Source organism: Candidatus Erwinia dacicola, assembly GCF_001756855.1.
Taxonomy (GTDB): Bacteria; Pseudomonadota; Gammaproteobacteria; order Enterobacterales; family Enterobacteriaceae; genus Erwinia; species Erwinia dacicola.
Window position 1 is genome coordinate 1 of record NZ_MAYS01000119.1, and the last position, 7,200, is coordinate 7,200.

The following is a 7,200-nucleotide window of genomic DNA, read 5'->3' on the forward strand; positions in this document are numbered from 1 at the left end:
TCCGGGTCTGGCCAGTGGGTTACTTTGTTGCGTTTCGAGTGGGAATGGGGCGCCAGCGGCCCCTTTCCCCAACACCCGGACAAATCACGCCCTGTGCGTCGCTGAAGCGCCACACAGCCCGCTCAGCCGGGCGAACCGGACGCAATGAAGCCCCGGTGCTGTCAGAACGGCCAAAAACCGGCTTGGCAGTGAGGGAGATTTATTACGGCTGAAGCCGTAATGCTGTTTAAGTCCTCGCGCCGTAGCGCTGCGGGGCTTCCGGCACTCCGTGCCTCCCATGCCCTGCGGGCATAAAAAAGAGCTTTTTTGATGAATTTTATCTTGATAAAGCACGTTATAACGTGTAATATTATTTTTAGGGAAAGCGTGGTGCTTTCCCTAAAGGCCGAACGGCCAGGAGCTACAAATGAAAATCCAAAAAATCGCAGACGTTAAAAAAGAAGCACACAAAGTTATCACTTAATTCCAGACAGGAAAAATCACTAAACTCGACCTTTATGCTAAAGGTGTCGAATTAACTCTCGTATTTAATGATTTGATGGATAGCGCAGCATCTGATCCTAAATATTATTTAGCTGAAGATACTGCTGAACTGCTCCACGTAATTAAGCATTTGTCCTGTTAAATACATAGGGGAAGAAATCCCCCTAATGAGCCTCTGGTTGAATTTAATTAATATCAAATCTGAGATATGAAAAATGTAATTAACAGCAATTGCTTCATTAAAACGTAATATTAAGTTCTGGACTAAACAATGCGGCTGTAATGACAAACAAATTATTGCAAATATCAAAGGCTGGTATAATTTTGCTTATTCACCAAGCGAACAAGAAAAAGCAAAGGAGGAAATTCTAAAAAGTTTTATGAAAGATTAATATTGGGATGGTATCAGGTCGCGCTAACAACCTGATACCGCATGACAAAGTAATTATTAGGGTAATCATTATGTCAATGAACAAAATTGTAAACATCGCAGATGCACTTGTAAAGGGCTGGCAGGTAAAGATCCCTGCGATGAAATCCCATGAATGGGATGAGTTACGATGGTGGTTAGAGCACCTTAGAGGGTATGCGCACTAACTAAACTGGCGGAAGAAATCCCGCCTACTACGGCATTGGTTGTTCCGTTTTTGTGCGCTATAATCATGCACATAATTTATGTGCGGGAGGTTTTAATGAGAACCAATGTAGCCGAGAAAAAACGCAGTACAAACGTGTACTTAAATGCTGGTTTGCTTGAAGAGGCCAAAGAGCTGGACTTAAACGTTTCCGCGATATCTAACCAGGCACTGGAAGTGGCCGTTAAGGAACGCAAGCGTGAACGCTGGATGGCAGAAAACCGCGCTGGTATCGAGGCGTTAAACAGCTTTGTAGCAGAGGTCGGGCTTTTTTCAGATGATGAAAATTTCAGGGTGATTTAGTGAAACAGTTTGCAGTCTACAAAAATAAATCCCGGAACAAGCAGGCGTACCCGTACTTTATTGATGTGCAGGCAGATATGCTTGCACATCTTAATACTCGCCTGGTTATGCCTTTAACACCGAAAGCTAACTCTAATTCACAGGTAAAAGCGTTAACGCCGGTTATTACAATCGAGCAGGCCGATTATATAGTGCTGGCTACCATGATAACGACAACGGATGTAAAAAACCTCAAAGCTGAAGATGCGGTTATGGATGCTTCACATTTACGTGATCCACTGGTTTCTGCAATCGATATGATGATTTTAGGTATTTAAAATAAAGAGGAATAATTATATGTGCTCAGATAAAAAAAACACTTTAAACGTTAGAATTAGACCAGAATGTAGCATGGACGCTGGCACAGTTCTGCAAGCGTACAACGCATCAGGATTGCGCTGTACGCTCCACCTCAGAAGATGAGGCTTATCTGATGATGGATGGCGTAAATGCTGTTATGCGCGAGCTGGCTGAGTCCGGGATTAGCCCCAGATAACTGTGAAGGGAAAAAACAGTGAAAAGCTGCTTTCGCAGTTAGCATGGTTCGCCTGTTCACGCTGAAATGATGTACAATTGACCGTAATTAATAATTCATGTTTACCCTCCCAAGCTTCGCCCCTAATGGGGCGTTAGTCATCCGTTAGGCTGCAAAAAATCTGTGATTCACTCAACCTTCCGATTGCCTTGTATGTATATGTGTGTATAATGAATTTCAGGTTACGGAGGGCTTATGAAATCTGCTGACCTGTTGAAAGAACTGATAGCCGCAGGGTGTGAACTTCGACGGCATAACGGGGGAAGCCACCAGATTTGGTGGTCGCCTATAACAGGAAAAACGTTTCCTGTTCCGCACCCGAAAAAGGATTTGCCTCTGGGTACTGTCAGGTCAATCAAAAAAATGGCGGGGATTTGATCCCCGCCGACTTTGGAGGTGAGTATGTTTTTTTCTGTCGGGGTTGAATCTCCTAAAGATGCTGATACAGCATTTGGTATATGCGTACCGGCTTTTCATCGGTTTGATTACGGCTGCGTATCAGCGGCTGACGAGCAATCGGATATACCGGTGATGGCGCGAGAAGCGATTTTAAGTATCGTCGAGGAAATGTTGCTAAGTGGAGCACATTCCGTTGAAGATATTAAAGATGCTGGCTTTATGGTTTATGCGGCAAATGCTGAATACGCTCATTGCGATTCCTGGTTTATGATTGACGTGGATCTGACTGAGTTTGAAGGTAAACAGCAACGTGTAAATATTACATTGCCTGATGTGCTGATTAAGCGTATTGACGGCTTTATCCAGGGGAATCGTTCGGCCTATAAGGACCGGAGTCATTTTTTGGCTCAGGCAGCACGGCATGAGTTGGCAAAGTAATTGATATCCTGGAAAATTGAAAAGACCACGCCTACAAGCGTGGTTTTCCGTGTCTAACAAACGCCAACAAAAAAGCGCTGCCGGTTGCAGCTGCTGCGCGCAGAATGCTGGCGAAATCTTTCCTCGCTGCACAGCACCTGGTTTTGTATTGCTGGCACTTCGGTTATGGTCGTAAGACTGGCGAGCAGTGCGCAGCCTGTCTAGGTATGCGCGTAGCGCATGGAGGTGCGGAACGGGACTACCATAGAGCACCCTAGCCAAATCCGCGCCTGACCCGGCGCAGCCGGTTACGCTCCTGAAAGTGAGCAGAACGCCCCCCTCCCTGTAAAGCCATAACGCCCTCACAGCGATTTTGTCACTGATTTAAGGCCAGCGCCCCGGTGAGCGGTCAGAACGGCGCTATGCGACGTTCTGGGCGTGATTTCCGGGGTCTTAACGGGTGTGACCTGCGGGAACAGCCGTTTAGAGGCTTATCAACTCGGAGGGGATGCGATGAATTTAGCGGGCGTGATGCCCGCTATGATCATTTTGTGGAAGTTTTATCTTGCGAGCTGATGATCATGTTGAGGTCAGCTATTGTTGATTTTTCGGCACTATAAACGGCAAATATAGCAGTACCAGACAACAATAGTGAAACGGCGAGAGTACATGACAGAATAATATTCAGTCGTCGGCTTTTTGGATCGGATAGCTCGAAAGTTGCAATTCTCTTTTGTAGTCCGTTAACCTTATCTTCAAGTTCGGAGAACACGCTAACAGCGTGTTCATCCAGAGTTTGTTTTACTGAAGTTTTCAGATCAGCTAAAACCGCCTCTTTTTTCTGCTCAATGCTTTCACTCAGTTTTGAGGCGGTTTTCTCCGCCTCTTCGACTGCATTAGCAATAGTTTCGATTGAACCTGCTGTTGCCTGGTTGATAGCTTCAGGAAGTGATTTTATATTGTCGTGAAGTACGCCTAAATCACCAATCAGCTCAATCAGGAGAGCATCACGCGCCGTTTTAGGTGCTCTGATTTCATCCTGCATGACTACTCCTTAGAAATTAAAAGAGGTTGGCGTAAACATCGTCAAGGTTGCGCTTTACGCCTTTAGCAAGTGATTTGAGGCTAAACATATCTGCCCATGCGTTTCTGTCTTTCGCGCTGGCTTCTTTATTTTTAAGGAGCGCTTTATAATCTGTGCTATCTGCAAGCAGAGCATCGACCGTCAGACCCTTAATAGATAAAGCGTCAAAGATTTCATTTTCATAAATTGCACACTCTTTATTTAAATAGAACGACTTTTTTTATGTCGTGCAATAATGAATGGAAATTCATTATCTACATCTACATCAACACGATTAAAGATCACTTTCACTTTATCAGCAGGGATACCAATGCTTGCGAGCGTGTCCAGCATTTGAATTGTTTCTTTTTGTTCTTTGGTTCCAGATGTTACGGGGATAACGAAATAATCAAATTCCTCATGGGAATCATCAAATTTAATCATGTTATTCATGAAGTCTTCAATGTTAGATGCGCCAATATCAATAATCGCGTCGTCTTCTAACATTATCTTCTTGAACAGTTCACGGAATTTGTCGCCATTCATTTTTCAACATCAATGCCCAAACCTTCGGCTGTTTCATTGATGGATTCAATGGCGAAAATAGTAGCACCATTCATGCGTGGTGATAACAGATGCGCTGCCACGGTTGTTTTTCCAACTGTGCCGGTATAGTTAAGAATTGCTACTTTCATCTTCTTCTCCTGCTGAATTTTGAAGTTCTTCTAAGTCGATGGATTGCGATCTAAGTTTCTTCAGGTCGCCTGGATTTCTGATCGCCTTTCTCGGCTGTTCTACCGCTCGCCCATCACTTGATTTTGTTTGCTCAGGTTCGGCTTTGCTTACTGGTGGTACTTTCGTTACCCGCTCTATTTCACTGAGGCAGTATTTTTTTACATACCGGGTGAACTGCGGGTAACTCATTTCTAAATCAGGGTATGACTCAAAAATCATTTTCTGAGTTTCGCCAAGTGAAAGACGACTTTTGATTTCGTCCAGCCGTGGCAAGAATTGACTTCTCCCCTGTCTAGGTTGTTTACGCCAGTCTGACATGTTCTACCCCATGTGTTGAGAATGGCTCCATTTTAATCGGTTATCTGCACTTAATGCAATGTAGTGCAACCTAATGCAACAACTTAACCTTGCAATGCAATCTAATGCAATGTAGTGCAACTGTCAACGGTTTTTGTGAAATTTAATGCAACTCTGTGTAATTCAGTGAAACCTCAGTTCTAAAACAGAGGCACGTTACCGACTGTATACAAATGCCTGGCGGCCTTTGCATACAGTCGCGTGCCAAAGGGGATACCCCTTTGAAACCCCGCATGGCGGGAACATCGTCACCAGTTCAGGTAGGTCACTATGGCTGCTAAACATAAGAAAGAAATTGTTGTTTCGTTGCGTATTACTCCTGACGAGTTTTCGCCATTTGAAAAGCAAATAAAAGAATCCCAACTCAGCCGTTCAGCATTTTTCATAAAGCTGGTATTGGATAAACAAGGCTCAATAAATATTGAGGTAAAAGATACCCGGCAATTATTATACCTTTTTAATAAGTCCAGCAATAATATAAATCAACTTGCGTTAAAGGTTAATGTTGCTCATAAAAATGGTACTATATCTGACAGGAAGTATACTTTGTTTTTGAATGCCATCCTCAATATCGAAGCGCTTATAAAAAAGGCGGTGGAAGATGCTGATTAGATGTAAAGGGTACAATTCCGGAGTAAAAGAATATTTGGAGGAAGGTCAAAAGTCTGGTCGAGAGTTTACACGCGATGAACTTGATGAACGTATCATTCTTGATGGTAATCTCGATCTAACAGAAATGATTTATAAAAGCATTCCAGATAAAGGACAAGATCGTTATCTGACCTTTACTCTGTCTTTTAAGTAAGAACAGATTGATGAGGAGAAAATATCCAAAATTACGCAGGAATTTAAATCATTCCTGATGAAGTCGTATGCATCTGATGAATATAACTTCTATGCTGAAGCACACATTCCAAAAATTAAAACAATGAAAGACCGTAAGACTGGTGAATCGGTTGACAGAAAACCACATATCCATATTGTTATACCCAGAAAGAATTTACTTTCCGGTAATGAAATGAATCCTGTAGGAAGTTATAAGTAAAATGAAAAATACCTTGAGGCTTTTCAGGAGTTCATAAACCAAAATATGCTCTGGAATCCCCGCGAGAAAACATGCGTTTGACACCTACAGGATATGCGGAAATGTTATCTCGGTATAAAGGGGATGAATTTCAAGCAAAGAATAAAGAATTTAAACTTCAAATAATCCAGCAGATTCACGATAAAGGGATAAAGACACGTAAATTATTTTATGAATTGGTCGCTGAATATGGTGAAACAAAAATAAGAAATGCTGGAAAGGAAAATGAATATATTGCAGTTAAACTTGATGGTGACAAGAAGTTTACCAATCTGAAAGAAACGATTTTCAGTGATGAGTTTATTGTCAACAGGCAAACAGCTTTGCCACCCCTTGATAAAAGTGTAATCAACCGTCGATTTTCTGAATGGGAACGACGGGCTGGTGAAATAAAATATATAGATAAAATTTCATCTGAAAAATTTAGAGATAAATACTATGACTCTGACGCGGAAACTAAAACTTTATTGCTAAATAACTGTATCAATAAGTTCTATAAGGAATATCGAGGTTCTGATGGCATACGAAGTGAACGGACGGGAAATAACCAGCGAGGTTTTACTCAAGCTGAAAGAGGAAGTACTCCCCCACCTACCCATAGCTTGCAAGACCTGTCCAATGGTGACAGGTGCATGGAGAGGGAAAAGAAATAAAGGCGTATTGTCGGGTGATGCACGTTTACACATGGCAGACCAGCAAACCCACGGAAATACTGGATTGCGACGCACTCTATCAGACAGAAGAGGAGGAAGAAGAATAACCCGGAAGTTACAGACCCCCTACCCTGTAATTCCACGTCTGAAGAACCGTATCCCTACGTTGATTAACATTAAACGGAGAGGTGATGCCCTTTTCCCAGCTGGCTCTATTACTGGCAAGCAAGCGGTTGTTCCCTTTCAGAAATCTATTAATGCAAACGTAAATACATCTTCCCTGTCGGCCTGGCTTATCCGCCGCTTAAGTGAGCAACCAGTTAGCCAAAACGTCAGCAAGCTACTCAAAACAATAGATCGTGACTTCTATGACATCTGGAAGGAGGTACTTGGCGATAAGCGATTCAGCTATGAAGAGAAAAACTAACTGATTTCAGTTATGCATTTTGAGCGACTGAAAAGGAAAGATGCCGTCTTGATGGTTAGGAATCTGAATC

13 protein-coding genes and 1 pseudogene are annotated in these 7,200 nt (G+C 42.7%); 10 read left to right on the forward strand and 4 right to left on the reverse strand.

All coding sequences use genetic code 11. From position 1 onward, the window contains the following. From BBW68_RS19065 to BBW68_RS03645, 6 genes and pseudogenes are all read left to right on the forward strand, one after another. Positions 1 to 212, forward strand: a 212-nt coding sequence (locus BBW68_RS19065) for a hypothetical protein (RefSeq protein ID WP_222563062.1), incomplete at its 5' end; no start/stop codon positions are given. A gap of 963 nt (positions 213 to 1,175) precedes the next feature. Then, the gene (locus BBW68_RS03635) at positions 1,176 to 1,421 is read left to right on the forward strand and encodes a type II toxin-antitoxin system CcdA family antitoxin (protein ID WP_070134036.1); all 246 of its coding nucleotides are present in this window, start codon (positions 1,176 to 1,178) and stop codon (positions 1,419 to 1,421) included. Further along, positions 1,421 to 1,738, forward strand: coding sequence for a CcdB family protein (locus tag BBW68_RS03640; protein WP_070134037.1), 318 nt, complete (start codon positions 1,421 to 1,423; stop codon positions 1,736 to 1,738). Before BBW68_RS03635 ends, BBW68_RS03640 begins: the two co-directional genes overlap by 1 nt. Positions 1,739 to 1,797: 59 nt before the next feature. Then, a pseudogene (locus BBW68_RS20515) lies at positions 1,798 to 1,956 on the forward strand (DUF7706 family protein); the annotation flags it as partial. A gap of 234 nt (positions 1,957 to 2,190) precedes the next feature. After that, entirely contained in the window at positions 2,191 to 2,373 is a 183-nt protein-coding gene (locus tag BBW68_RS15650; RefSeq protein ID WP_000833472.1) for a type II toxin-antitoxin system HicA family toxin, read from the forward strand. Positions 2,374 to 2,397: 24 nt separating this feature from the next. Further along, on the forward strand, positions 2,398 to 2,832 hold the full coding sequence (locus tag BBW68_RS03645; protein WP_070134038.1) for a type II toxin-antitoxin system HicB family antitoxin: 435 nt from the start codon (positions 2,398 to 2,400) through the stop codon (positions 2,830 to 2,832). 523 nt (positions 2,833 to 3,355) lie between these two features. Here BBW68_RS03645 and BBW68_RS03650 read toward each other — a convergent pair. From BBW68_RS03650 to BBW68_RS03660, 4 genes are all read right to left on the reverse strand, one after another. Then, entirely contained in the window at positions 3,356 to 3,856 is a 501-nt protein-coding gene (locus tag BBW68_RS03650; protein WP_070134039.1) for a hypothetical protein, read from the reverse strand. Between the two features lie 240 nt (positions 3,857 to 4,096). Continuing rightward, positions 4,097 to 4,420, reverse strand: coding sequence for a hypothetical protein (locus BBW68_RS19480; protein ID WP_245166508.1), 324 nt, complete (start codon positions 4,418 to 4,420; stop codon positions 4,097 to 4,099). Next, positions 4,417 to 4,569: a plasmid stabilization protein gene (locus BBW68_RS19485; protein WP_245166509.1), complete on the reverse strand. Its 153-nt coding sequence runs from the start codon at positions 4,567 to 4,569 to the stop codon at positions 4,417 to 4,419. Before BBW68_RS19485 ends, BBW68_RS19480 begins: the two co-directional genes overlap by 4 nt. Continuing rightward, positions 4,550 to 4,927: a hypothetical protein gene (locus BBW68_RS03660; RefSeq protein ID WP_070134040.1), complete on the reverse strand. Its 378-nt coding sequence runs from the start codon at positions 4,925 to 4,927 to the stop codon at positions 4,550 to 4,552. Before BBW68_RS03660 ends, BBW68_RS19485 begins: the two co-directional genes overlap by 20 nt. Before the next feature lie 309 nt (positions 4,928 to 5,236). Here BBW68_RS03660 and BBW68_RS03665 point away from each other — a divergent pair, with 309 nt between their 5' ends. From BBW68_RS03665 to fliS, 4 genes are all read left to right on the forward strand, one after another. Further along, positions 5,237 to 5,578: a plasmid mobilization protein gene (locus BBW68_RS03665; protein WP_070134041.1), complete on the forward strand. Its 342-nt coding sequence runs from the start codon at positions 5,237 to 5,239 to the stop codon at positions 5,576 to 5,578. Positions 5,579 to 5,612: 34 nt separating this feature from the next. Continuing rightward, positions 5,613 to 5,771 (forward strand): hypothetical protein, encoded by a 159-nt coding sequence (locus tag BBW68_RS19490; protein WP_186821259.1) that lies wholly within the window; start codon positions 5,613 to 5,615, stop codon positions 5,769 to 5,771. A 311-nt stretch (positions 5,772 to 6,082) separates the two neighbouring features. Next, entirely contained in the window at positions 6,083 to 6,703 is a 621-nt protein-coding gene (locus BBW68_RS18695; protein WP_186821260.1) for a hypothetical protein, read from the forward strand. Next, the gene (gene fliS, locus BBW68_RS18700; RefSeq protein ID WP_162475710.1) at positions 6,669 to 7,130 is read left to right on the forward strand and encodes a flagellar export chaperone FliS; all 462 of its coding nucleotides are present in this window, start codon (positions 6,669 to 6,671) and stop codon (positions 7,128 to 7,130) included. The genes BBW68_RS18695 and fliS overlap by 35 nt, the downstream gene beginning before the upstream one ends. The last annotated feature ends 70 nt before the right edge of the window (positions 7,131 to 7,200 follow it).

Excerpts from the sequence above, each read along its gene's own strand:
- BBW68_RS15650 (WP_000833472.1), top strand. The coding sequence starts at position 2,191 with ATGAAATCTGCTGACCTGTTGAAAGAACTGATAGCCGCAGGGTGTGAA.
- BBW68_RS03660 (WP_070134040.1), bottom strand. The coding sequence starts at position 4,927 with ATGTCAGACTGGCGTAAACAACCTAGACAGGGGAGAAGTCAATTCTTG.
- BBW68_RS03665 (WP_070134041.1), top strand. The coding sequence starts at position 5,237 with ATGGCTGCTAAACATAAGAAAGAAATTGTTGTTTCGTTGCGTATTACT.
- fliS (WP_162475710.1), top strand. The coding sequence starts at position 6,669 with ATGGTGACAGGTGCATGGAGAGGGAAAAGAAATAAAGGCGTATTGTCG.
- BBW68_RS03650 (WP_070134039.1), bottom strand. The coding sequence starts at position 3,856 with ATGCAGGATGAAATCAGAGCACCTAAAACGGCGCGTGATGCTCTCCTG.
- BBW68_RS18695 (WP_186821260.1), top strand. The coding sequence starts at position 6,083 with ATGCGTTTGACACCTACAGGATATGCGGAAATGTTATCTCGGTATAAA.
- BBW68_RS19485 (WP_245166509.1), bottom strand. The coding sequence starts at position 4,569 with ATGAAAGTAGCAATTCTTAACTATACCGGCACAGTTGGAAAAACAACC.
- BBW68_RS19480 (WP_245166508.1), bottom strand. The coding sequence starts at position 4,420 with ATGAATGGCGACAAATTCCGTGAACTGTTCAAGAAGATAATGTTAGAA.
- BBW68_RS03635 (WP_070134036.1), top strand. The coding sequence starts at position 1,176 with ATGAGAACCAATGTAGCCGAGAAAAAACGCAGTACAAACGTGTACTTA.
- BBW68_RS03645 (WP_070134038.1), top strand. The coding sequence starts at position 2,398 with ATGTTTTTTTCTGTCGGGGTTGAATCTCCTAAAGATGCTGATACAGCA.